The organism is Nosocomiicoccus sp. HMSC09A07, from assembly GCF_001808485.1.
Classification (GTDB): domain Bacteria; phylum Bacillota; class Bacilli; order Staphylococcales; family Salinicoccaceae; genus Nosocomiicoccus; species Nosocomiicoccus ampullae_A.
In genome coordinates this window covers 241,137-264,806 of the sequence record NZ_KV793634.1, presented here as the reverse complement: position 1 = coordinate 264,806, position 23,670 = coordinate 241,137, and the positions used below count along the sequence as shown (strand labels likewise).

Here is a 23,670-nt window from a genome sequence, read left to right as displayed (position 1 = left end):
CGGAGTGTTGCGATATGAAAGTTTTGTCTTTAATTACAGAGTATAACCCGTTTCATAACGGTCATATTTACCACATCGAGTCTTCCAAACAATTAATTCAACCGGACGTGACGATTGCGATCATGTCTGGTAACTTTACTCAGCGCGGAGAACTCGCTGTGACGAATAAATTTAACCGTGCACAAGAAGCAATTAAACACGTTGATTTAGTCGTTGAGTTACCGACGCTATATGCGATCAGTTACGCGGATGACTTTGCATATGGGGGGCTTCTTGCTGCAAAGATGCTACAAACTACTGATATCGTATTTGGAAGTGAACTCGATGATATCGAGAAACTCCATAGTGCATACTTAAAAGCAAAGCGTATTACGAAAGAAGACCTCGCACCGCTCTTTAAAAAAGGATATTCGTATCCACGTGCAATGTACGACTTAACAAATGAAGATGCATTTCAATCTCCAAACAACACGCTCGGCATGAGTTATTTAAAAGCACGCGACGATTTAAACTTTGACGTCTCTATGCACACGATTAAACGTACAGGTAACAATTATAACGATAAAACACTCTCTCATAGTCAGTTTTCAAGTGCGACGAGTATACGCGAGTCATTATTAAATGGAGAACTCGAACATGCGATTCAATTTATGCCAGAAACTCTCGCAAAAGTGATTATGGAAGATAAGGTCATTACAAATGAGCACATGTTTAATACGTTAAAAGTAATTATCGAGCGCAGTTCTTTAAACGATTTAAAAGACATATACATGATGACTGAAGGTCTCGAACATCGTCTTAAAAAGAATATTCGTCTATCAAATAATTACGAATCGTTTATCGATTCTATTAAAACGAAACGCTATACGAGAACACGTCTTCAACGTCTACTCTTATACGTTCTTTTAAACGTTACAGAAGAAGATTTTCGTAACTATGAGGTGAATAAGTTAAGAGTGCTTGCAATGAATCATACTGGTCAACAATACTTATCGACAATCCAAGATGGTCGCTTTATAACAAATTTAACAAAAAAAGATGCGCCAGACTTTTACGAAACGATAAAAGCGACGCATATATATAACACGTTAACGCAAGGACGTGTGAATGATTTTAATCAACCTGTTATGATTCTAAAGTCTTAAACTTTTCTACGAGAGCTTCTTCGACTACTGGTGGCACGACATCACTAATTTTACCGTGGTGTTTTGCCACATCTTTTGCGATTGAACTCGAAATAAACGAATATTTGTTATTTGTCATAATAAATAACGTCTCGATCTCTTCAGCGAGCTTTCTATTCATCGACGCCATCTGCATTTCATATTCAAAATCTGAAACTGCGCGTAATCCACGGACGATTGCATCTGCATCGACTTTTTTACAAAAATCTATTAACAACCCTTCATGCTTATCAACTTTTGTATTGTCAATATGAGAAATCGTTTTTTCGATGAGGTGTACACGTTCGTCTGGTGTAAATAATCCTTTTTTTGTTTGGTTATGTGATACACACACATAGACGACGTCAAAGATTCTTGACGCACGTTCAATAATGTCGATGTGTCCATATGTAATCGGGTCAAATGATCCAGAGCATACTGCAATTTTTTTCTTAGTCATAATTTTCCTCCGTTGTTAACACTTTATATTGAATCGTTCCAACTTCGTTATGCTTTAATTCAACAAAACCATTTAAGTCTATCGTTTCATTCGCACCCGCTTCAACGATAATGATTCCGTCTTTTTTTATTATGTCGTACGTTTTAATGAGATGAAGTGCTTCATCGATCAATTTTTTATTGTAAGGCGGATCTAAAAATATTAAATCCATTTGTCTATCGCGTTTGCTGAGTGCTTTTAACGCGCGTCTAAAATCATTTCGGTAAATTTCAACAGGTTCATCTAATCCTTTTGTATTGTTATGAATGATACGAATGGCGTCTTTTGCACCGTCGACAAATATACAGCGTTCTCCGCCTCGAGATAATGCCTCGATTCCAAGCGCACCAGATCCTGCAAATAAATCGAGCACGTCCCCACTGACTCTTTCGCCGATTGCGCTAAACATACTTTCTCTTACTTTTTCACTCGTCGGACGCGTGTCATTATGTTCGAGCGTCTCGATACGTCTTTTTTTATATTTACCAGTAATTACTCTCACGTATACACCTCATTTTCTATTTATACTATAATTAAAGAAACAATAATGAGAGGTTGAAATTTCATGCAAAAATTTATCGTCTTAGGACATGGCTACAGCGAGATTTTCGAGTTAAAAGCGTTACTCGAATACAATCACAAACGAGTAAATAAAGCGATCTTCTTTCACCATGAAGATGCGCCGTCATCGTTTAGTTTAATCATGAACCCTGTCGAAAAAGACTTCCAAGCACTCTATACAATCCTCCGAGGGCTAAGAAACGGTCCGGAAGGTAAAATGTACGAAATGATTCGCGAATTATGTGAATTATACGATATACAAGTCGTCGAGATGACAGCACGCGATCCGAAAGATTTCCATGAAGAGGAATTATTCTTCCAATATATAATCGGTGTATTACGACTCAACCATCTCATACCACCGTTAAAATAATTAAACTGTTCCTTTTGGATATGATAGTTTAATGTTTTTATATTCACTGACGAGTACTTCTGTCACGTATTTTAAGTTAGATAAGCGTTTTAACGTGTCTTCGAGCTCGTTCTCATCGATATATATAAGCATATATTGCTTGTTCGTATTGACGTAAACGACATGACCATGACGCTTTAACTGTCTAATAAATTTATTATGTTTAAAATAAATATATATTCCAATGCGCTCCTTTAGCATATATATCACCCTTCTTCGTTAAACACATGATAACACATTTAACTTTTAGTATACTAGACACATTAGGAGGACAATTATGAAATTACGTACAAAACTTCTTCTTCTGACTGCTGGCCTTTCTAGTGCTTATATTTATAGTAAAATCCAAGCAGAGCGAAGAGTAAACGAAATGAAACCTGTCTTTAAAAGACCTGCACCATACATATTCGCTCATCGTGGGGGTAAAGGAAATTATCCAGAGCATACGAGACTTGCGTTTAATAATGCAGTAAATCAAAACGTCGACGGTTTTGAAATCGACGTACGACTCACAAAAGACAATGAAATCGTCGTACTCCACGATTTATATGTAGATAGAGTTACTGAATATAGTGGAAAAGTTTCAGACTATACGCTCGACGAATTACGAAAATTAGATTTTGGATACAACTTTAAAGATGTGAGAGAAAACTACGCATATCGTGGGCATCCTGATGCCGGTATCGTTACTTTACGTGAATTATTTAAAGAATATCCACACCAAATTATTAATATCGACATGAAAGATTCGATCGATACAGAAGCAGGTCAAAAAATTGCACCTCTACTATTCGAGCTTATACTAGATGAGAAAGCAACAGACCGCGTCATTGTGACAAGTTTTGAAGATGAACAAATTCGTCGCTTCACGAGTTTTAGTGGAGATTTAATTGCGTTAGGTGCTGGCACTGAGGAAGTGACAAAAGCATACACGCTTTACCATAGTGGGCTTGGTCACCTATACCAACCGTCAAGAGACACATTCCAAATCCCGATTAATTTATCGTCTGTTAAGCTCGATAACGCTGGATTCATTCGTTACTTAGATGATTTAAACGTTAAAGTCGGATATTGGGTCATCAACGATACAAATGAAATGACACGCTTACTAAACTTAGGTGCACATACGATCGTTACAGATTATCCAGACAAAGCAAATCTACTCATTAATTATTAATAACAAAAAACGGATTCGTAAAATACGAATCCGTTTTTATTTAACTCGCACAACTACATCCGCCACCCGTCATACAGTTTGACTCTCCACTTGCAAAAAATGGATTCGTACTAACGACATTGGCATGATCACTGACAGACTTACCGATAATATATAAAATCTCGTCGAGTAAACTTTGTAGTACATACTCTGCCCGTCTAAATTCTATGACGTTTTCATCCATATCTACTTTCTTTTTAAATAAACGAATCTCTTTACGTTTTTCTTTATAGTCTGGATGATATCTCCCAAAACGTTCAACTTCTTCAAAGTCTTCTTTTAATCTATTGAATTGTTTGATGAGCATTTGTGTATCATTATCTTGTTCTAATTTATGTTTGTAATATATATATGATTTAAATTCCTCAGAAGATTTTACCATATCGTTAATGTGATCGAGATGATCTAAAATTTCGATTGTTTGATTTGTAGAAAACATACGCATCCTCCTACTGAGAATATGATACCATACTATTGTAGTACATAAAATTGTATTTGTGTTTCTCGCTCTTTTCGATTAAAATAAAGATATTGGAATAGGGAGGTCTACTCGGATGGTATTTGAAAATTCTGGTCTTGAAAAATTAGTAATTGAACAAAACTTATTACAAGAGGTCATGAACGAACATGGCTGTGTTTTAGGTGGAAGTTGGGATTACGAACGTATGACGTTCGACTTCCAGTACAAAGTTCCTGAAGGTGTGTTTTACCTACGTTTCCCTGCATATGCAGTAAGTGGTGACGTCGGTGCGAACGACGCTGTACTTCAACTTATGGATCCTTACATTGGTAAGTGGTATTTCCCAACAGGTATTGAATACGGAAAAGATGAACATTTCCCAGAAAGAATTGTTGAACATGCAATTCAAAAAATTAGAGCATTACACAGCGACTTAGCTGTTCACGCTTAATAAAAAAACCCGTTACTTTAAAAGTAACGGGATTTTTTAATGGAATATCGCATCGAGTAATCCAGAAGTTTCTCCACCTGGATATAACACATATAATAAAATATACACAGTTACTCCAGTAATTGCTGTTAAGAACCAAATCACTGCTGCAAAGATTCCAACTTTTCTATGCTTCGATAAAATTCTCTTCTTACCTGTAAATACTTGGAATCCTCCAAGTACACCACCTGTCGTAGATAAGATAATATGAGAAATTAAAAATACAACATAGTATGTTACGAGATGTTCAGGTCCACCGAACTTCGTACTTCCTAAAAATACTGTCTTCGATAAGTAAATGATAAAGAAAATTAACGCAAACCATGCACTTAATGTCATAAACTTATCGTGACCAGCAAGGTCTCTTTTCTTAAACATTTTGTAAAGTCCAATTGCCATCATTATCGCACTTAATACGATAAATGACGTACTAATCGTTGGTAGTATAAAATGCAAATTCATAATTCAACCCTCTATTATCTATATAATTCTTCTAACTTTTTACGCTCATTTGCTCTTTCTAATGATTCACGCGTAATTTCATCTGGATCTCTAGACTCTTGTTTCCACCAGTTTGCAAATAAGTACGCAATGATAAATCCAAAGAACACTTCTTGAAGAATCTTCATAATGATTCCACCTGTACGTTGGTCAGACAGTGGCGTCATATGACTGAAGTATTCCGGTCCACTAATCATATTTTGATCTTTTAGCGTATCAAGAACACCTACTGGAACACAAAGCTCCATCGATTTTAACCATGCCGCACTTTCAGTGTACGTCTTAAACATAGGTGTCTCTGAGAAGATGATTAAAGCACATGCTGGTAATAATAATCCACCAATACCAAATACATATAATGTCTTAAATAAGTAGTTCATATGCTTTTCTTGAGGATCCACTTTATTTAATACTGGCCAAAATGCGATTGTTGCAAGTAAAAATAAAATCGCTAATGACATAAAGTGTAATGACTGATTTAACTTTAACGTATCCATAACTGTAGGGATATGGTAAAGCGAAAACGCACCACAGAAAAGTATGAGCGCTAGTAACGGTTTCTGACCAATCTTATGGAAAAATCGTAATACAGGTAGTTTTACCATGTATGCCCATAAGTAATCTGGTATTGCAAAGTATAGTAACGGCGGAATGAGTAACAACCCAAGTGCCATTTGCACCATATGAAACGTAAATAAAATATGACTTAATATATCAATTGGTGATCCGAACGTTATATAAAATAATAAAATAACTGTAATTGACATCCAAAACTCTAATTTAGTTAGTTTTCGACCACCTGGTATATCTTTGTACCATTTCATCGTAATTAAGAAGTACACTACTGACGCTACAATAATAAACGCAATTAAAAATGGACTCCAATTTCCGATGAAACCAAAAATTCGTATCGACATTAAACGATCCAAATTTATCACCCTTTTAATATAAGCTACATACCATTATAGACTATTTTTAATGAAACGAACATATTTTAATATGTCAATTTTCCAACAAAAAAAATGGACTAGCAATGCTAGTCCATTGAAGTTTATTGAATCCCACCTGTTCCAATCCATACAATGAACACAAATGTGATAATAAACGCAATTGCAAAGTACATACCAACTAAGATAAATAGCTTCGCAAAATCATGTCCTTTGTCCTTCATGTGCATGAAGTAGAAGAATTGTAGAATAACTTGTACAAACGCTAAAGTAATAATGATTGCTCCAACAAAGTATTTGTTAAAGTCTAATGCTACTAATCCAAATGCTATAAATGTCATGAAAATCATAAGAGCAAAAGATGTTAGCTGAAGTCTCATTTCTTTTGCACGTGCTTTGTAAAGTGCGTCTAACTCTTTTCTTGTTAATGATTCAGTTTCTACGTTCGCCATTTATAACACCCCTAACAGATAAACGATTGTGAAGATGAACACCCACACAACGTCAATGAAGTGCCAGTATAATGAAGCTGTATTAACTTTCGCAGCTGTGTATACTGATAATCCGCGTCCAGAGTTACGGATGATGAGTAATGTAATCCAAATTAAACCGATAATAACGTGGAATCCGTGTGTACCGATTAAGATATAGAATGCACTACCGAACGCACTTGATCTAAACGTGTGACCGAGTTGTACATATTCAATGAACTCGTAGATTTCAAGTGCTAAGAACCCAGCACCTAAAAGAACTGTAATTCCTAACCATAATTGCATTTTCGCGAAGTTGTTATTTCTCATATGGTGTACTGCGAAAACACTCGTTAATGATGATGTTAATAAGAACATCGTCATTACGAACGCTAACTCTAAGTGGAATAGGTCAGCTGCTAATAAGTGATCGCTACTTGGCACTGAGTCTTTAAGTGCGAGGTAAGTTGCGAAGAGACATGAGAATAATACTGTCTCTCCCGCTAAGAATGTCCAGAAACCGACAAACTTGTTTTTACCTTCTGAAGTAGCTGTTTCAGGGTGCTTCGGCCAATTAGCATTATCAACATTATATTTAACTTCTGCCATTAGTTCGCACCTCTTTTTCTTTCTTCATATTCACGCATTTCTTTTTCAATACGCTCTTTCTTAACGTAGTGACCATGGTCATCAATCCAAGATCTTGCCATCATTGAAAGGAATGTGATCGTTAAACCACCAACGAGTAAAATCATAGACCAAGGTCTCATACTTGGTAAATCCTTAACTGCTGCAATCGCCCACTCTTGACCAGATGCATGGAATAATGCACCAAATCCTGCAATGAATAAACCAGCTGTTAAGATGAATGGAATGATTGAGTTGTTTGGCATATGAATATCCTCAACTGGACCAGCTGATGGAATTACGCCATTGTTTTCTTCTTTTTCTAAATGTAATACGTCTAAACCACGGATAAGTGGTGATTGGAAGAAGTTGTAATCTGGAGTTGGAGTAGCAACTGCCCACTCAAGTGTACGACCGTCCCAAACGTCGACGTTAACGACTCTATCGTTTTTAACAACTGTCATAATGATGTTAATTACAAGTACGATTACCCCAACTGCCATGAGTAATGCACCGATTGTTGAGATTAAGTTCGCTAAGTTAAAGCCTTGGCCGTCTAAGTATGTGAATACACGACGTGGCATTCCCCATAAACCTAACCAGTGTTGAACTAAGAATGTCATGTGGAAACCGATAGCAAAGATTGCCATTTCGATTTTACCTAATGTTTCGTTTAGCTTAGTACCGAACATTAAAGGCCACCAGTAGTGAAGCCCAGCTAATATCGCGAATACTACCCCACCAACGATTACGTAGTGGAAGTGAGCTACGATAAAGTATGAGTCATGATACTGATAGTCTGCTGGAGCTACCGCTTGCATGATACCTGTTACCCCACCCATTACGAATGAAGGGATAAACGCTAATGCATAAAGCATTGGTGTAGTAAATGTAATACTACCGCCCCAAATTGTAGCAATCCAGTTAAATATCTTAATACCTGTTGGTACTGCGATTGCCATCGTCGCTAATGCGAAAATTGCGTTCGCTGTTGCACCTAAACCTACTGTAAACATGTGGTGCGCCCAAACCATGAATCCGAAGAATCCGATTAATACTGTCGCGAATACCATCGCTGAGTAACCGAATAATCTCTTTCTAGAGAATACTGCGAAAATCTCTGAGAAAATACCGAATGCCGGTAAGATTAAAATATATACTTCTGGGTGTCCAAAGATCCAGAATAAGTGTTCCCAAATAATTGTGTTACCACCAGCTTCAACTATGAAGAAGTTCGAACCGAACATACGGTCAAACGTTAATAGGAAAAGTCCTACTGTTAATGGTGGGAAACCAAATACGATAAGAATTGAGGCAACTAATGATGTCCATGTGAATAATGGCATTCTCATGTAAGTCATACCCGGTGCTCTCATCGTAATAATTGTCGTTACAAAGTTAATACCTGTCATTAACGTACCAGCCCCTGCAATCTGTAAACCAATTGCGTAGAAGTCAATACCGTGTCCAGGTGATGCAATAGATAGTGACGCATAACTTGTCCAACCAGCGTCTGGCGCATCTCCGAATAACCAAGAAATGTTAACGAAGATACCTCCGAAAATAAACATCCAAACACCTAAAGCGTTCATGAATGGGAACGCTAGGTCACGTGCACCAATTTGTAATGGAACTACTGCGTTCATAAATGCGAATATAATTGGCATCGCAGCTAAGAATATCATCGTAGTACCGTGCATCGTAATCATTTCGTTAAATAATCCAGCTGATAAGAAATCGTTATTTGGTACCGCGAGCTGAATACGAATAAGCATCGCTTCAATACCACCCATGACGAAGAAGAATCCACCGCCAATTAAGTAAAGGATTGCAATCTTCTTATGGTCTACTGTCGTTAAATATTCCCATATTAAACGCCCAAAGCCAACTTTTTGCCCATTAACTGTTGCCATGCTTATTTGTCGCCCCCTTCATCATTGTCCTCATTTTTCTCTGATTCAATCTCTTTTTTCATTTTTTCGACATCGCCAGAGTTTTTATCTAGTTTTAGCTCCATTAAGTATGCAGCTACTTTGTCAATTTCTTCATCGTTTAATTGATAAGCACCAGTCATTTTGTTGTCTGGTTTAATCTTTTCTGGATCTTTGATCCAGCTTACTAAGTTTTCTTTGTTGTGCTCTAAAATACCAGCGATAAGTTCTCTATCACCAAAGTTAGTTAAGTTTGGTCCAGCAGCACCAGGGTTAGTTGGTGTAACTGCGTGACATCCTATACAAGAGTTGTTGAAGATTTCTTGACCTTCTTTTGCATCGTCAGCTGATGCAACTTTTGCCTCTTCTTCGTAAACTTTCATATCAGCTAACCATTGATCGAATTCTGCTCTTGGTAATGCAACTACTTTAAAGTCCATTAGTGCGTGTGAAGGACCACATAATTCCGCACATTTACCATAGAATAAACGATCTGCGTTTTCTGCTTTGTCATCATCAAACACTAAGTAGAAGCTGTTGATTCCGTCAACGTTTGTATCGAGTTTACCACCCGCTGCAGGTACCCAGAACGAGTGTTTTACGTCAGCACCTTTTAAGTTGAAGAATACTTTTTCATCCGTTGGAACGACTAAGTCTTGACTCGTAACAACATTTTCATGAACGTATTCAAACTCCCACCAATATTGGTAAGCAGTTACGTTAACGATTACTGAATCTTTGTTCGCTACACCATCTTCAGTTACCATATCCTCAACGTCTGCTAGAGTAAATGTTACCCAAACTGTTGGGATTGCTAAGATGATAAGTAAAATAATTGGGATAGTCGTCCAAATTACTTCAAGTGTATGGTTACCCGCAACTTGCTTTGGTACGAAATCTTCTCCCACTTTACTTCTACGACTCTTTACAACTGCGATTGTAAATGCGATTGCTACTGTTCCAACGACAAGTAACATGATTGAAATTGAAAGAATAATTAAGAAAAATTGTTGTCTCCCAACTTCACCAGCAGGTTGTAAAGCACTTAAGTTTTCTTTACCACAGCCTGCTAAGAAAATAGCAAGAACAGACATTAACATATAAAATTTTGTTTTAGTCCAACTGTTCTTCATCTAATAGACCCCTCTTTCAAAAATAAGTTTAGATTAATAGACCGGCGACTATAATCATAACGTAAAAAATAAGAATGTAATTTAAAGAAAATACAAACACTGTTTTTGCATAGCGCTTGTAATCGGTGATTGGCTTAAACATGTTTAAGGAAAGTATTAACCAACTTAAGTTCAGCAGTGTGATTAATACGACAAACCAAATCCCTAAATCAGTCATGAAAAACGGGGTAATGACGAGTAGTGATATCCACATCACAATCGACCTAACCGTACGTTTTTCTCCCTTCACACTCGGTAACATTGGAATGTTAGCGGTGCTGTACTCATCTTTACGATTTATTGCTAAAGCGTAAAAGTGCGGTGGTTGCCATATAAACATTACAAAGAACATCGCAAACGCGAGTGTATGTAAGTTTGGGTCTATAACCGCCCATCCAATTAAGGGAGGTGCTGCTCCTGGTAATGCTCCAACTACTGTATTGACAACATAATGTCTTTTAGAGTAGATGGAATATAGGACTACATAGCCAAAACCAGCTAAGAGGCCAAGTGTACCTGCAGTCATATTAATTGAATATAAGAGAATTTCTCCTATAACAACCATTGAAAAACCAATCCATAGGATGTCTTTCCCACTATACGTGCCGTCGATACTTGGTCGTTGTTGCTTAGACTTCATAACTGAATCAATATCCCGGTCATAATAGTTATTCAGTGCAGCAACGCCACCAATTAAAAGACCAACACCTAATAGCATGATTAACAACAATGGAAGCGAGCTGAAAAAAGAATGACCATAATACATAACAGCTAGAAAACCAGCAGCAAATGCTGGGATCAAGTTCGCTTTTATGATACCTTCTTTAATTAACACTCGAAATGCTTGTTGTTTTTCAATAAACGTCATCGTATGCCTTTCACTAGACACATGACTCTGCATTTAACCTTCGCCCCCTTTCACCAACATTTCTAGTTACTATAATGATATAGGAAAACAGACCGAGAATCTATAGTGTTAACACCTTTTTTTCACAGATTGTTCAAAAATTGTTCAAATAATTTACAATTTAAACATTTATCTATGGAAAGTACCACTATAGACGCTATTGTTTACATATAGATTCTACCACAGTTTACAATTTTGTTAAGTCTTTCTTATAACTTTAATTATTGCATGATTCTATGTGATGGTTTATATTTATTAATTGAACAGACATTTGTACGGATTTTTTTAATGAGGTGTTTTGGTTGTATAAAAAATTGAAAATAGTGGCGGTGATCACTACACTCATCATGGTTTTTGTTCAAATCGGTGGAGCACTCGTGACAAAAACTGGATCTGCTGAAGGGTGTGGAGATTCTTGGCCACTATGTCATGGTCAACTTATCCCTAAAGACTGGCCATTAGATACGATAATTGAGATTGCACATAGAGGTGTATCTGGAATCGCAATTATCTTTTTAATCATCTTTGGAGTTATGGCTTGGAAACAACTCTCACATATTAGAGAAACGAAGTTTCTCGTCTGTGTATCTCTTAGTTTTATTCTCATCCAAAGTTTAATTGGTGCCGCGGCAGTTGTTGGTTTATGGCACGGTGAGTTTGTTCTCGCTGCACACTTTGGAATTTCGTTAATATGTTTTGCAGCTGTGTTCGTGTTAACATTACTCGTCTTCCACGTTGACTTAAAGTATGATACGAAAGGTCTTATCATACATAAAGGATTGAGACGTCATACGATTGGTATTATTATTTATATTTACTTCGTAATATATAGTGGTGCGCTCGTTAGACATGCTGATGCATCACTCGCATGTACAAAATGGCCACACTGTATGCCAAACCAAATTTTACCAACGAACTTTTATCAAGCCGTTCAAATGGGACACCGCTTTTTAGTACTCATACTATTTATTTGGATGGTTATTGCTTTAATTCATGTATTAAAACATTACAGCAACTACCGAGTCATTAAGAACGGTTGGATTATCATGATGACTTTACTCGTATTACAAATCATCACAGGTGCTTTAACGATATTTACGTACGCAAATATTTTCATCGCACTATTCCATGCATTATTTATCACTTTAATATTCGGTATACTATGCTATTACATCTTACTCATTAGTCGACCGGACTATGAACCATAAAACGTGAGGGTTTCCCCTCACGTTTTTTTATATTAAAAAAAGACGTTATAACAACGTCTTTAATCACGATTGATTGCTTTACGATATCTAATTTCTTTAATAGCCACAGATAATACTGCTAATGCAATCGATATACTTAAGAAACTTGATCCACCGTAACTGAGTAACGGTAACGGAACACCCGTTAATGGAATAGTTTTCGTTGCGCCTCCAATGTTAAAGAAACATTGAATCGTAATATAAATACCAGTTCCAAACGTGATGAGTCTTAAATATAAATCTCCAGTATGATATGAATAATAAAATGCTTTTACGACAATTGTTGCATACAACCCGAGTACGACAAGTACCCCGATGAGCCCAAGTTCTTCAGCGATAACTGAAAATATAAAGTCCGTCTGTGCTTCAGGTAAAAATCCGAGTTTTAATATACCGTTTCCGATACCTTGCCCAATTAGTCCTCCATTGGCTATCGCAATTAAGCTGTTCGTAAGCTGATAACCGTCACCATACGGGTCGTTAAACGGATGGAAAAACGTATCGATTCTCGCGAGCTGATACGAACTTAAAAATTGCCCATCAAACATGATAAATGCACCGACGACAAGGACGATAATTCCAACAATTCCTGAAAATATCATAAACGTAAATTTCCGCTCGAAGTTTAAATAGAAAAACATCGAGATAATAATCGCTAAAATGATTAACGACGTTCCGAAGTCATTTCTACCAATCCATAACGTCATTACGAGTACGAGTGCAAATGGCATCAAGTGCTTCCCATCTGTAGGAATAAGCTCTGTTTTTATACGTAGTCGCCTGTCATAGACATATGCTAAATACATAATAACGACAATTTTAATGAACTCAGATGTTTGTAAATTTATAAATCCGAGACGAATCCAGTTCTTCTCACCGTTTGCTTCAATACCAAAGATTTGAGTCGCAAGAAGTAAAAGAATACTTCCAGCAATTAACGCAATTGGAATAATCGGCTTTCTAAATAATCGAGAGCTCGTAAAAAATGTAATAATTACAAATATCGTCATCCCAAATATGACAAAACGTAACTGCGAATCAAAGAAAAACTTTGGATTAAAGTTCGTCATCTCACTGCGTGATGATTTAACCATACTCCCACTATAAATCATGACAAGGCCAATAATTGCAAGTGCTATGTATGCAAATATAATGACATAATCAATGTGCTGATTTGTCTTACTAATCGGGTAGTTTAAGCGTTTTGCTTTCTTCATTGGATCACCCACTACTTATTTGCCTTTTTTAGTTGTTCTCTATGCTCATAATACGCTTCATGTACGTCTGATACTTGCTTTTCTAAATCTGCTAATATCGAACGTCCATGCTCTCTATCTATTAACCCTAGTCTCACTGCAAAATGAATTTCTTTAGATAACCCGAACATTTGAGTATCTAACACTTCTTCATATACCGGGCATTGAGGCATTGTCAAATTATCCATTTGAACACGAATCAGTTGTACGATTCTATCTGCATCTTGCTCGAGTGTTTCTAATGCAAGCCTTTTTAAAGTTTCTTCACTAGACAAGGCCCTTCCCCCTTTTCATTACAACTAAATACTACTCTACAGTATTACATTTTTCAAGTGAGTGGCTATGTTCAATTATGTATAATTTGGTATAATTTAAGCTTAGGAGGGGTTACATGCTGCTACAAATTAAAGGAAACGTAAACTTCGTCATTACATTAGACTCGAGCGCATGGATTTTCGACGATCGTAAAATACATATAGAAGATTTAGTACATGATGAAGAACACATTGAATTTGAGGATAGTGAAGAGTGGAACCGTCAAATTATAGAAGGAGACACACTTCCACCGACATTAAAATCAGAAAAGAGATATAAAAATAAAAAAGAAGAACTGCTAAACGGAACGTTTATTATGGCACTCGACCCATTTTTAGAATACGCTGAACCAAACAGTGTAAACTATGAAATTACACATAAAAACGGGACAACAACACTCGCATATAAAGACCGTTACGATCATTACGCACAGTTTTCTAATAATGGTAAGAGATTATACGACGACGGTATGATCGACCTACTCGTCATTAAAGACGGAGAAATCATCGAACGATACGAATACGTTACAGCATTTACGTTCGTATAAAATAAAGCCCTGTCACATTTTAATATATGTGACAGGTCGTTTTTTATTTATTCGTTTCTTTATTATCAAACGATATCGTACCTTTTTTCTTTTCCTTATACAGTCTATATCGGTACATTCCCATTACAAATACGATGACGATTAAACACTCTGCAACCGGGTAAAACGCTGCAAAAAATGTCAGTGGTAATGAGAATAATAGCATGATGATATAAATCACGATATTTTGCCAAAGTTTTAACTTTTTCGCAAAACCAAGTACGTATGCGAGAACGGATAGTACGTATACAGTAATAAACAATAACCACATCGCAGTATCTGGATTTTGATCTGCGCCATATAGCTTACCAAACATCGACAATCGGTTATATAAACTACTCTCGTCTGTTTGTGCCGCTGTCATTAAGACGAACGAAAAAAACATTGCCTTCTACTCCTCTTGCTTTTTAGCATTCTTTAGCGCACGGTCGCGTTCACTTTTGTTTAAAATCTTTTTACGTAAACGAATCGATTCTGGCGTCACTTCTACTAACTCATCGACGTTAATATATTCTAACGCTTCTTCTAGCGTCATAATTCTTGGACGTTTCATCGTTTCTGTTTGGTCCTTTGTTGCTGAACGCATATTTGTGTGTGCTTTTGTTTTCGTAATGTTTACACCTAAATCATTTTCACGCGAGTTCTCACCGACGATCATTCCCTCATACACTTCTGTACCAGGTTCAGTGAAGTTCGTTCCACGGTCTTCTAAGTTCATAATTGCAAATGCGCTCGCTGGACCTTTGTTAATAGAAACGAGTACACCGTTACGACGTCCACCAATTTTACCTTGGATTACTGGACGATAATCTTCAAACGTATGGTTTAAAATACCATAACCGTGAGTCATCGTCATAAACTCTGTCGTATATCCTATTAAACCACGAGATGGTACTAAAAACACGAGTTTCGTTTGACCATCTTCAGTCGCCATATCTAACATTTCACCTTTACGTTGGCCGAGCGACTCAATGACACTTCCTGCATGTTCACTTGGTACGTTAATTTGTACGCGCTCAAACGGTTCATGTTTTTTACCATCAATTTCACGAATAATAACTTCTGGTTTAGATACTTGAAGCTCGTATCCTTCACGTCTCATATTTTCAATTAAGATGGATAAGTGTAACTCTCCACGTCCAGAAACGATAAACTGATCTGGCGTTGCTCCTTGGTCGACTCTTAACGATACGTCCGTTTCTAGTTGAATATCTAAGCGGTCTTTAATTTGACGTGCTGTTACAAATTTACCTTCACGCCCAGCAAATGGTGAGTTATTTACTGAAAACGTCATTTGTAACGTAGGTTCATCAATAGTTGGTGCAGGGAGTGCTTCTACTGTTTCACGGTCTGTGACTGTTTCACCGACGTTAATATCTTCTAAACCACTTAATGCGATAATGTCTCCAGCTTTCGCATGTTCAATTTCAATACGTTTCAGACCTAAAAATCCAAACATTTTAGTGACTCTAAATTGTTTTACTGTACCATCTAATTTAACGAGTGATACATTTTCTCCAACTGAAATTGACCCTCTAAATACACGACCGATACCGATACGTCCAACGTAATCATTATAATCTAATAATGATACTTGGAATTGTAACGGTTCATCGCTATTATCTACAGGTGCAGGAACGCGCTCTAAAATCGTATCGTATAGCACTTTCATATTGTCGTCTTGAGTTTCTGGATCTAAGCTTGCAGTTCCGTTCATCGCTGAAGCGTATACGACTGGGAATTCAAGTTGGTCATCATCTGCTCCTAAATCGATAAATAGTTCAAGTACTTCGTCGACAACCGCTTCAGGTCGTGCTTGTGGTTTATCGATTTTATTGACGACAACAAGCGGCGTCACACCGACGTCTAAAGCTTTTTTAAGTACAAAACGCGTCTGTGGCATCGTACCTTCAAATGCATCAACGACGAGTATTACTCCGTCGACCATTTTTAAAATACGTTCTACTTCTCCACCGAAGTCAGCGTGTCCTGGTGTATCTAAAATATTAATTCTTACATCTTCATAATCGATCGCAGTGTTTTTAGATAAAATTGTAATACCGCGTTCTTTTTCAATATCATCACTGTCCATCGCACGGTCTTCAACGTGTTCGTTGTCTCTAAATAAACCAGATTGTTTTAATAATTGGTCGACTAACGTCGTTTTACCGTGGTCTACGTGGGCGATAATCGCTATATTTCTTAAATCTTTTCTTACTGTCATTCAAAAGTTCCCTTCGTATTTAGGTTATTTAACTGTACAATTATATCATATCGTACTTATTCTATGATATAATTGAGAAAATTTATATGTGGAGTCGATATACATGGAGAAAAAATCGAAAGGGATTTTTTTCATACTTGCGGTACTCGCAATCGTTTTACTCGTTTTATTATCAGTCACACTCGCTGAAGAGATGTGGGGATTCGCAATACTGCTCGCAATTGGATTTGTTGCAATTTTTGGTATTGGTTTTACATTAAAGAAAAAATATCGCGAAAACGATTGGCTATAATAAATATTCCCCCTCATACGAGCGGGGAATTTTTTATTTATTAAAGAATTTGTCGTGTACTTCTTTAAATGATTCGTGATCAAATATCTCGAGTATTTCATCGACTAATTTCTCATGCCCACATACGACACTCGATGCTTCAAGTTCTGGAACGTCTTCACCTGTTAACGTCACACATTTTAGTCCGAGTTCATTTGTTAAAATTCTACCCCCGGCATAATCCCATGGGAAGAGTTCGTAAAATACGACAGCTCCAAATTTCCCATCAGCGACTGACGTAAAGTCGAGTGCTGCGCTTCCTCTATTTCGTACAGATCGTGCTTTATCGACTAGTTCGATAAAGAAATGTCTCACGTCGTCTTTTAATAACCATTTATGACTCACGCCGACGATTGTATCGTCTAATGGCTGATAGTCAACTTCTTTAATTTTCTCGCTATTTCTATAAGCGCCTTCACCAACTTTTGAGTGATAGAGTACTTTATTCGCTACGTCATACACAAGTCCACAATACGGTTCTTCGTCTTTATATATACCGACAGAAATCGCAAAGTTATCGTTTTGGTTAATGAAGTTTACTGTACCGTCAATCGGGTCGACAATCCACGTAAACCCTTTTAACGTTTTAACGTCTTTACCATATGTCTCTTCACCAACGATATTGTGTTCAGGGAACTGTGCTTTAATACGCTTATAAATAAATTCTTCTGTTTCTTTATCGACTGGCGTCACTAAATCATGTGGTCCAGTCTTTCTCATTACTTCAAAGCCTTCAAGTCGTCTCGTTTCAATAAAATCTCCAGCATCTTTAATTAACGATTTCGCAAATTCATATACATCCATTTACTTCACCTCAATTATTTGATGATTACTCATTATTATTTTATCATAAAGCTAACGAATTGTTGGAGGAAGAGACGATGAACTACACATTTACTGAAGAAGATTTCGATGTATTTACACATGATACACTCGAAAAAACAATGTCTGAACTAAAAAAGCACGCACGAGTTAAGCTTGAAAATTTAGGTGAATATTTTAGTGATTACTTAACAGAAATGACGGATGACACACATTTTACACACGTCGCACAACATGCACGCCGTAAAGTGAACCCACCGATTGATTCTTGGGTTGCGTTTAGTACGAATAAACGTGGATATAAAATGTTACCGCACTTTCAAATTGGACTATTTAAAGACCATGCGTTTTGTCAGTACGGTATTATTTATGAAGCACCGTCAAAAGAATATATGGCCGACCGTTTAATAAATCAAGTCGATGATATTTTAAATTTAGGTGACGGATATTTTATTACAAAAAATCATATGAAACCTGAAAAGATGTTTATAAAAGATTTAAAAGAAGACGACGTTGAAAAAGCAATCGACCGTTTAAAAACGGTAAAATCTGGTGAGTTAATGATCGGTAAGTTTTACGATAAAAATGATCCAGTATTAACATCAGACGAAGCTTTCTTAGAAGAACTAAAAAACGTGTTCAATACACTGCATACATTTTATATTGAAGAAGAGTCGGTCTAACCGGCTCTTTTTTAAAATTAAAAAGCAACTACAAAAGTAGTTGCTTATAGATTACTCTTCATTTCTCTTATCGAGGTTTTCTCTTCTCGTACGTTTTGCATCGTTATCTACATCGTCTAATGGAGATAAGTCTTCGTCGTAGCTGATGTCTTTATAATCCTCTTCGTCTACTGCCGTAAACATGCGTGTTTTTTCTAGATCTTCGTCTTCAGTAACTACTGGTACCGGACGTGTTTCCGGTCTTTTAGCGACACGCGTATCATCTTCATAAGATGGTCTAGTATGACTGTCGTTATAGTCGTTAATAATTGTTTCTTTATCTTTACGAACAAATAGTAATACCGCTGCAATGACGAACATTAATGATGAGAATAATGTTACGACAAATGGTGCAATAATAATTGCTGTAATTAAGAGTAATGAACCTGCTAAGATTCTTTTTTTCATTTTCACTAAGCCGATAAATGAAATAATTAACGGAATGACTCCAACTAAGCTAAGTAGCCATAATTTGCTGAGTGTTCCTACAAGCAGATCTGTTACCTCTTGAGGATTAACGCCCTCTTCTACTGCTGCTTGTCTCGCTTCTTGTTCAATAATATTCATAAATTGTGGATCGTTACCAAACACATAAGACACGTAAGCAATTAATACTACGACTGCGAGTAACGCAATCCAACCAATCCAACCGATAACTTTTTCAGGCACGCGTGAGATCGGTTCAACTCTCACTGTGTAATCTCGTTTTGCCATAATCTTCACTCCAATATGTTTCTGTCGTTCTTTGATTATACCCTATTTATTATTTTTTTAGACATATTATTTAAATCGAATTATTTTTTTATAATATCATTTGAACTCGTATCTTTAAGTTGTTTAACGAGTCCCCAAGGATGATAACCTGATGCTTTCTCAAACGCGTTAAATAATGTTTTTTCTTCTGCTTTACTCGGTACAATTTCTTTAAAAGATTGATAGGCAGTCTGTAACTCATTATAAGTCACACCTGATTCATACCCCTTTTCTATCGTCTGATAAAAATGAGTTACTGCAATCATTTCATCTGTTGACCAGTCTAAATCTAGTGGATAACTATATTCCATATATAAAAACCTCCAAAGAAAAAAGCGCTCAGATGAGCGCTTTTGTTAATTATAATGAGTGAATTGGACGTCCAAGTGCTGCTTCAGCCGCTTCCATAGGCATTTCACCTAATGTTGGGTGCGGGTGAATTGTTAATGCAACGTCTTCTAATGTCATTCCTGTTTCAACTGCTAATGCAAGTTCAGAAATGATGTCTGACGCGCCGTCACCAGCTACTTGAGCACCGATTACTAATCCGTCTTCTTTACGCGCAACGAGTTTTACGAAACCATCTGTTTTGTTTAAACCGATCGCACGACCATTTGCTGCAAATGGGAAACGGCCTGTAACGATGTCGAGACCTTCTTCTTTTGCTTCAGTTTCGTTAATACCAACTGATGCAAGTTCAGGTTCTGTGAAGCATACTGCAGGCATACCGATGTAATCTACTTCAGATTTTTCACCAGCGATTGCTTCAGCAGCAACTTTTGCTTCGTAGCTTGCTTTATGTGCAAGTGGTAAACCAGGTACGATATCACCAATTGCAAAGATTGAATCAACAGATGAACGACCTTGTTTATCAACTTCAACAAGTCCTCTGTCTGTTAATTTAACACCGATACCTTCTAAACCAAGTTCGTCTGTATTTGGACGACGACCTACAGTAACTAATACGTAGTCTGCTTCGATTGTCTCAGTGTTACCTTTTTTATCTTCATACGTAACTTTAACGCCGTCTTTAGTTTCTTCAGCTGATTTTGCCATCGCCTCAGTCACAACTTTAACGTCTTTTTTCTTAAGGTTACGTTTAACGAGTGATGTCATGTTTCTTTCAAAACCACCTAAGATATCTTTCATACCTTCTAAAATTGTTACTTCAGTACCTAAGTTTGCATATGCAGTACCAAGTTCAGTACCGATATATCCTCCACCGATAACAACAAGTTTTTTAGGTAGTTTTTCTAGGTTAAGTGCACCTGTTGAATCGAGTACACGATCACCAAATGCAAATCCTGGGATTTCAATCGGACGAGAACCTGTCGCTACAATCGCATGTTTAAACTCATACGTTTGTGATTGGTTTTCAGTCGCAACTTTAATGCTGTTTTTACCAGAGAAGTAAGCTTCACCTTTAACAACTTCAACTTTGTTACCCTTAAGTAGTGATTCTACACCACCAACAAGTTGGTCGACGACTTTACCTTTAAATTCTTGTACTTTAGAGAAATCTAATTTTACGTCTTTAACTTTAACGCCCATATCTTCAGAGTTTTTAGCATCTTGATATCTGTGTGATGAAGCGATTAATGCTTTAGATGGAATACAACCAACGTTTAAGCATACGCCTCCAACTGTATCTTTCTCAACGAGTACAACTTTTTGTCCTAACTGAGCCGCACGAATTGCTGCTACGTATCCTCCTGGACCAGCACCAATGACGACTGTATCTACTTCGATTGCAAAATCTCCTACAACCATTATTTTACCCCTCCATTAATAGTAAATCAGGATTATTTAGTAATTTCTTAATGTGATTTAATGCTCTTTGCGCTACTGCACCATCGATTACTCTATGGTCGTAACTAATAGAAATCGCAAGTACGCGTGCAGGAACAACTTCACCGTCTACAACGACAGGTTGCTCTTCAATGCGTCCAATTCCTAAGATCGCAACTTCAGGTTGGTTAATTACTGGAGTAAACCATTTACCTCCTTCAGATCCGAGGTTAGAAATCGACATGCTTCCACCTTGCATTTCTTCCATTGTTAGTTTACCATCTCTCGCTTTTGTTGCAAGTTCCATAATATCATCTGAGATTTCAAAAATAGATTTTGCATTTGCATCTCTAATTACTGGAACGACTAACCCGCGGTCAGTGTCAGCAGCAATACCGATATCATAGTAGTGTTTATGGATAATTTCATCCGTTTCACTATCTACTGATGTGTTTAACTCAGGATATTTCTTCAGTGCAGATACAAGTGCTTTAACGACATATGGTAAGTACGTTAATTTCGTACCTTGCTCTTCAGCGTAACTTTTAAACTTCTGACGGTGTTCGTATAGATTGTCTACGATTACTTCGTCGATGTTTGTAACGTGTGGAGACGTCTGTTTACTACTCACCATCGCTTTAGCGATTGTACGGCGAATCGACGTCATCTTCTCGCGTGTTTCACGGTCTTTAGTTACTGTCGTTACACTTTGTTTAGATGTTTCTTCAGATTTAGTTTCTGCAGTATCTGCTGCTTCTTCAGCGCCACCATTCATAAATGCTTCAACGTCCGCTTTAGTAATGCGGTCGTGTTTTCCTGTACCTGTTACTTTCGTAATATCTACGTCGTTTTCACGAGCAAATTTACGAACTGAAGGCATCGCTTTTACGAATCGTTTATCTGTAGAACCTTCCTCTTTAGATTCTGATTTTTCTTCAGTTTTCTCTTCTTTTTCTTCTTTTACAGGCTCTTCTTTTTTATCTTCTTCTTTTTCTGAGTCAGAAGATGTGTCTTCTGACGGCGTATCTTCACTACCGTCATCAATCGTTACAAGTACTGTCCCGACTGTCGTCACTTCTCCTTCTGCGACGTGAATCTTTTGAATTGTACCTGATACTGGAGATGGCATTTCTACGACTGCTTTGTCGTTTGCGATCTCTACGAGCGTATCATCCTCTTCAATTTGGTCACCTTCATTGATGAACCACTTCGCAATTTCACCTTCATGAATTCCTTCACCGATATCATGAAGTTTCACTTCATAAGCCATGAATTTCCCCCCCCTAAGTTTTAGAAATTGATAACTTCTTTCGCTTTTTCGATAATTTCATCTTTTCCAGGCAGCCATACTTTTTCAGCTGCAGTGAATGGATACACTGTGTCTGGCGCGCTTACACGTAAAATAGGTGCTTCTAACGAAAGAATTGTACGTTCTTGTAACTCAGCTGTGACTTGTCCACCAACACCTGCTTGGTGCTGAGCTTCTTGAATCACGACTGCACGATTTGTTTTCTCTACAGATTTAACAAGTGTTTCGTAGTCGACTGGAGATACTGTTCTTAAGTCGATCACTTCTGCAGAAATATTTTCTTTTTCTAACTCTTCAGCAGCATGAAGTGCTTCGTGAACCATCGCACCATAAGCGATTAATGTCACATCGTCACCTTCACGACGAACCGCTGCTTTACCAATTTCCACTTCGTAAGCCTCTTCAGGTACTTCTTCACGGAATGAACGGTATAACTTCATATGCTCTAAGAAAATTACAGGGTCATCTGAGCGAATTGCTGAGATGAGTAGTCCTTTTGCATCGCTTGGTGTTGATGGAATTACTACACGTAAACCAGGCGTTTGTGCCATGAGACCTTCAAGTGAGTCTGCGTGTAATTCTGGTGTGTTTACTCCACCACCAAATGGTGCACGAACTACGATAGGAGTCTTTTTAGAACCGCCTGAACGGTATCTATGACGTGCAATTTGTCCAGCAATTCCATCCATCGCTTCAAATAAGAATCCGAAGAACTGGATTTCAACAACCGGACGATATCCTTCTAATGTTAAACCTAAACCGAGTGATGCGATTGCACTCTCTGCAAGTGGTGTGTCAAATACACGGTCGACTCCAAACTCTTCTTGTAATCCTTGAGTCGCTAAGAATACACCACCATTAACTCCAACGTCCTCTCCAAACACGAGTACGTTTTCGTCATTTTTAAGTTCTGTACGCATCGCTTCAGTAATCGCTTGAATCATCGTTAATTCAGCCATTG

Annotated in this window: 29 protein-coding genes; 8 read left to right on the top strand and 21 right to left on the bottom strand. The window is 37.3% G+C overall.

Translation table 11 applies throughout. The features are described 5' to 3' along the window. Positions 1 to 14: 14 nt before the first annotated feature. On the top strand, positions 15 to 1,145 hold the full coding sequence (locus tag HMPREF3177_RS05620; protein WP_070457573.1) for a nucleotidyltransferase: 1,131 nt from the start codon (positions 15 to 17) through the stop codon (positions 1,143 to 1,145). On the opposite strand, the gene coaD is transcribed toward HMPREF3177_RS05620, so the two are convergent. Continuing rightward, positions 1,126 to 1,623, bottom strand: a complete 498-nt coding sequence (gene coaD, locus HMPREF3177_RS05615) for a pantetheine-phosphate adenylyltransferase (RefSeq protein ID WP_070457571.1) — start codon at positions 1,621 to 1,623, stop codon at positions 1,126 to 1,128. The genes HMPREF3177_RS05620 and coaD overlap by 20 nt on opposite strands. Continuing rightward, a complete protein-coding gene (gene rsmD, locus HMPREF3177_RS05610) occupies positions 1,616 to 2,164 on the bottom strand; it encodes a 16S rRNA (guanine(966)-N(2))-methyltransferase RsmD (RefSeq protein WP_068128903.1) in 549 nt (182 codons plus the stop codon). Before rsmD ends, coaD begins: the two co-directional genes overlap by 8 nt. A gap of 63 nt (positions 2,165 to 2,227) precedes the next feature. Between rsmD and HMPREF3177_RS05605 the strand changes: the two genes are divergently transcribed. Next, a complete protein-coding gene (locus HMPREF3177_RS05605; RefSeq protein WP_070457569.1) occupies positions 2,228 to 2,596 on the top strand; it encodes a DUF7147 family protein in 369 nt (122 codons plus the stop codon). Here HMPREF3177_RS05605 and HMPREF3177_RS05600 read toward each other — a convergent pair whose 3' ends face one another. Further along, positions 2,597 to 2,836, bottom strand: coding sequence for a DUF2129 domain-containing protein (locus tag HMPREF3177_RS05600; RefSeq protein ID WP_070457566.1), 240 nt, complete (start codon positions 2,834 to 2,836; stop codon positions 2,597 to 2,599). It abuts the gene before it with no gap. Between the two features lie 76 nt (positions 2,837 to 2,912). On the opposite strand from HMPREF3177_RS05600, the gene HMPREF3177_RS05595 reads away from it, so the two are divergent. Beyond that, a complete protein-coding gene (locus tag HMPREF3177_RS05595; RefSeq protein WP_070457565.1) occupies positions 2,913 to 3,812 on the top strand; it encodes a glycerophosphodiester phosphodiesterase family protein in 900 nt (299 codons plus the stop codon). 40 nt (positions 3,813 to 3,852) lie between these two features. Here the strand turns inward: HMPREF3177_RS05595 and HMPREF3177_RS05590 are convergent, their stop codons facing one another. Beyond that, positions 3,853 to 4,290, bottom strand: coding sequence for a YlbF/YmcA family competence regulator (locus tag HMPREF3177_RS05590; protein ID WP_068128913.1), 438 nt, complete (start codon positions 4,288 to 4,290; stop codon positions 3,853 to 3,855). Between the two features lie 115 nt (positions 4,291 to 4,405). Between HMPREF3177_RS05590 and HMPREF3177_RS05585 the strand changes: the two genes are divergently transcribed. Beyond that, positions 4,406 to 4,762: a YugN family protein gene (locus HMPREF3177_RS05585; RefSeq protein WP_068128914.1), complete on the top strand. Its 357-nt coding sequence runs from the start codon at positions 4,406 to 4,408 to the stop codon at positions 4,760 to 4,762. A gap of 36 nt (positions 4,763 to 4,798) precedes the next feature. Here the strand turns inward: HMPREF3177_RS05585 and HMPREF3177_RS05580 are convergent, their stop codons facing one another. From HMPREF3177_RS05580 to cyoE, 7 genes are all read right to left on the bottom strand, one after another. After that, complete coding sequence (locus HMPREF3177_RS05580; protein WP_070457562.1) at positions 4,799 to 5,263, bottom strand: DUF420 domain-containing protein; 465 nt, start codon at positions 5,261 to 5,263, stop codon at positions 4,799 to 4,801. A gap of 14 nt (positions 5,264 to 5,277) precedes the next feature. Further along, positions 5,278 to 6,240: a cytochrome c oxidase assembly factor CtaG gene (ctaG, locus tag HMPREF3177_RS05575; RefSeq protein WP_246827398.1), complete on the bottom strand. Its 963-nt coding sequence runs from the start codon at positions 6,238 to 6,240 to the stop codon at positions 5,278 to 5,280. A gap of 113 nt (positions 6,241 to 6,353) precedes the next feature. Then, complete coding sequence (locus HMPREF3177_RS05570; RefSeq protein ID WP_070457560.1) at positions 6,354 to 6,701, bottom strand: cytochrome C oxidase subunit IV family protein; 348 nt, start codon at positions 6,699 to 6,701, stop codon at positions 6,354 to 6,356. Further along, positions 6,702 to 7,328 (bottom strand): cytochrome (ubi)quinol oxidase subunit III, encoded by a 627-nt coding sequence (locus tag HMPREF3177_RS05565; protein ID WP_070457558.1) that lies wholly within the window; start codon positions 7,326 to 7,328, stop codon positions 6,702 to 6,704. It abuts the gene before it with no gap. After that, positions 7,328 to 9,259 carry a cytochrome c oxidase subunit I gene (locus HMPREF3177_RS05560; protein ID WP_070457556.1) on the bottom strand — a complete coding sequence of 644 codons (1,932 nt, stop codon included), beginning with the start codon at positions 9,257 to 9,259 and terminating at the stop codon, positions 7,328 to 7,330. Before HMPREF3177_RS05560 ends, HMPREF3177_RS05565 begins: the two co-directional genes overlap by 1 nt. Positions 9,260 to 9,261: 2 nt before the next feature. Further along, on the bottom strand, positions 9,262 to 10,410 hold the full coding sequence (gene coxB / locus HMPREF3177_RS05555; RefSeq protein ID WP_083286886.1) for a cytochrome c oxidase subunit II: 1,149 nt from the start codon (positions 10,408 to 10,410) through the stop codon (positions 9,262 to 9,264). 28 nt (positions 10,411 to 10,438) lie between these two features. Further along, positions 10,439 to 11,350, bottom strand: a complete 912-nt coding sequence (gene cyoE, locus HMPREF3177_RS05550) for a heme o synthase (protein ID WP_068128924.1) — start codon at positions 11,348 to 11,350, stop codon at positions 10,439 to 10,441. Positions 11,351 to 11,649: 299 nt separating this feature from the next. Between cyoE and HMPREF3177_RS05545 the strand changes: the two genes are divergently transcribed. Further along, positions 11,650 to 12,564 (top strand): COX15/CtaA family protein, encoded by a 915-nt coding sequence (locus HMPREF3177_RS05545; RefSeq protein WP_336619816.1) that lies wholly within the window; start codon positions 11,650 to 11,652, stop codon positions 12,562 to 12,564. A 59-nt stretch (positions 12,565 to 12,623) separates the two neighbouring features. On the opposite strand, the gene HMPREF3177_RS05540 is transcribed toward HMPREF3177_RS05545, so the two are convergent. Together HMPREF3177_RS05540 and HMPREF3177_RS05535 are read right to left on the bottom strand one after the other, a co-directional pair. Continuing rightward, positions 12,624 to 13,820, bottom strand: coding sequence for an FtsW/RodA/SpoVE family cell cycle protein (locus tag HMPREF3177_RS05540; RefSeq protein WP_070457851.1), 1,197 nt, complete (start codon positions 13,818 to 13,820; stop codon positions 12,624 to 12,626). Positions 13,821 to 13,831: 11 nt separating this feature from the next. Beyond that, positions 13,832 to 14,134, bottom strand: coding sequence for an Fpa/YlaN family protein (locus HMPREF3177_RS05535; protein WP_040929268.1), 303 nt, complete (start codon positions 14,132 to 14,134; stop codon positions 13,832 to 13,834). A 116-nt stretch (positions 14,135 to 14,250) separates the two neighbouring features. Between HMPREF3177_RS05535 and HMPREF3177_RS05530 the strand changes: the two genes are divergently transcribed. After that, a complete protein-coding gene (locus HMPREF3177_RS05530) occupies positions 14,251 to 14,721 on the top strand; it encodes a hypothetical protein (RefSeq protein WP_083286884.1) in 471 nt (156 codons plus the stop codon). A 43-nt stretch (positions 14,722 to 14,764) separates the two neighbouring features. Here HMPREF3177_RS05530 and HMPREF3177_RS05525 read toward each other — a convergent pair whose 3' ends face one another. Continuing rightward, complete coding sequence (locus HMPREF3177_RS05525) at positions 14,765 to 15,124, bottom strand: YlaH-like family protein (RefSeq protein WP_070457849.1); 360 nt, start codon at positions 15,122 to 15,124, stop codon at positions 14,765 to 14,767. 27 nt (positions 15,125 to 15,151) lie between these two features. Continuing rightward, positions 15,152 to 16,984 (bottom strand): translational GTPase TypA, encoded by a 1,833-nt coding sequence (typA, locus tag HMPREF3177_RS05520; protein WP_070457554.1) that lies wholly within the window; start codon positions 16,982 to 16,984, stop codon positions 15,152 to 15,154. 103 nt (positions 16,985 to 17,087) lie between these two features. Between typA and HMPREF3177_RS05515 the strand changes: the two genes are divergently transcribed. Next, complete coding sequence (locus HMPREF3177_RS05515; RefSeq protein WP_068128930.1) at positions 17,088 to 17,276, top strand: DUF5325 family protein; 189 nt, start codon at positions 17,088 to 17,090, stop codon at positions 17,274 to 17,276. 33 nt (positions 17,277 to 17,309) lie between these two features. Here the strand turns inward: HMPREF3177_RS05515 and HMPREF3177_RS05510 are convergent, their stop codons facing one another. After that, positions 17,310 to 18,119 (bottom strand): inositol monophosphatase family protein, encoded by an 810-nt coding sequence (locus HMPREF3177_RS05510; protein ID WP_070457552.1) that lies wholly within the window; start codon positions 18,117 to 18,119, stop codon positions 17,310 to 17,312. 77 nt (positions 18,120 to 18,196) lie between these two features. Here HMPREF3177_RS05510 and HMPREF3177_RS05505 point away from each other — a divergent pair, with 77 nt between their 5' ends. Beyond that, on the top strand, positions 18,197 to 18,820 hold the full coding sequence (locus tag HMPREF3177_RS05505) for a YktB family protein (RefSeq protein ID WP_070457550.1): 624 nt from the start codon (positions 18,197 to 18,199) through the stop codon (positions 18,818 to 18,820). A gap of 51 nt (positions 18,821 to 18,871) precedes the next feature. Here HMPREF3177_RS05505 and HMPREF3177_RS05500 read toward each other — a convergent pair whose 3' ends face one another. The 5 genes from HMPREF3177_RS05500 to HMPREF3177_RS05480 all read right to left on the bottom strand — a co-directional run bounded on the left by HMPREF3177_RS05500 (position 18,872) and on the right by HMPREF3177_RS05480 (position 23,668). Continuing rightward, complete coding sequence (locus tag HMPREF3177_RS05500; protein WP_070457548.1) at positions 18,872 to 19,573, bottom strand: DUF4064 domain-containing protein; 702 nt, start codon at positions 19,571 to 19,573, stop codon at positions 18,872 to 18,874. Between the two features lie 80 nt (positions 19,574 to 19,653). Then, on the bottom strand, positions 19,654 to 19,923 hold the full coding sequence (locus HMPREF3177_RS05495) for a UPF0223 family protein (protein WP_070457545.1): 270 nt from the start codon (positions 19,921 to 19,923) through the stop codon (positions 19,654 to 19,656). A gap of 49 nt (positions 19,924 to 19,972) precedes the next feature. Continuing rightward, positions 19,973 to 21,382 (bottom strand): dihydrolipoyl dehydrogenase, encoded by a 1,410-nt coding sequence (gene lpdA / locus HMPREF3177_RS05490; RefSeq protein WP_070457543.1) that lies wholly within the window; start codon positions 21,380 to 21,382, stop codon positions 19,973 to 19,975. Positions 21,383 to 21,386: 4 nt separating this feature from the next. Continuing rightward, positions 21,387 to 22,670 carry a dihydrolipoamide acetyltransferase family protein gene (locus tag HMPREF3177_RS05485; protein ID WP_070457541.1) on the bottom strand — a complete coding sequence of 428 codons (1,284 nt, stop codon included), beginning with the start codon at positions 22,668 to 22,670 and terminating at the stop codon, positions 21,387 to 21,389. Positions 22,671 to 22,690: 20 nt separating this feature from the next. Then, positions 22,691 to 23,668 carry an alpha-ketoacid dehydrogenase subunit beta gene (locus HMPREF3177_RS05480; RefSeq protein ID WP_040929276.1) on the bottom strand — a complete coding sequence of 326 codons (978 nt, stop codon included), beginning with the start codon at positions 23,666 to 23,668 and terminating at the stop codon, positions 22,691 to 22,693. Between the last annotated feature and the right edge of the window lie 2 nt (positions 23,669 to 23,670).